This is a genomic window from Candidatus Symbiopectobacterium sp. NZEC135 (genome assembly GCF_025962695.1).
The window spans coordinates 1-511 of sequence record NZ_JAGFPF010001550.1 but is presented as its reverse complement, the minus strand read 5'-3'; the positions used below and the strand labels follow the sequence as shown (position 1 = coordinate 511).

The 511-nt window shown below is 55.6% G+C and carries 1 protein-coding gene; it reads left to right on the top strand.

Annotated elements, in window-relative coordinates; genetic code table 11:
- Positions 1–511: two-component system response regulator NarL (gene narL / locus J5224_RS35310; protein WP_264629425.1), on the top strand; the 511-nt coding region annotated here is incomplete at both ends.

Sequence of the window (511 nt, the reverse complement as noted above, 5' to 3'; positions counted from 1 at the left end):
ACAAATGACGATAGCGCGACCCTTTTATTGATTGACGATCACCCGATGTTGCGCAATGGCGTAAAACAGCTGCTCAGCATGGTGCCCGGTTTGTGCGTGGTGGGTGAAGCCAGCGACGGGGAACAAGGGGTGATATTGGCAGCAGAGTTGGACCCGGATCTGATTTTGCTGGATCTGAACATGCCCGGCATGAATGGATTGGAAACGCTGGTGCGTTTGCGAGAAAAGGCGCTCTCTGGCCGCGTGGTGGTGTTTAGCGTTTCCGATCATGAAGATGACGTGGTGAGCGCGTTGAAAAACGGTGCGGACGGCTACCTGCTCAAAGACATGGAACCGGAAGATCTGTTGGCGTCGTTGCATCAGGCCGCATCGGGAAAGATGGTGCTTAGCGAAACCCTGATGCCGATCCTCGCCGCCAGCCTGCGTGAAAATCGTCAGGGTAGCGATCGCAGCATTCAGCAGTTGACGCCCCGTGAGCGCGATATTCTGAAACTGCTGGCACAAGGGCTTG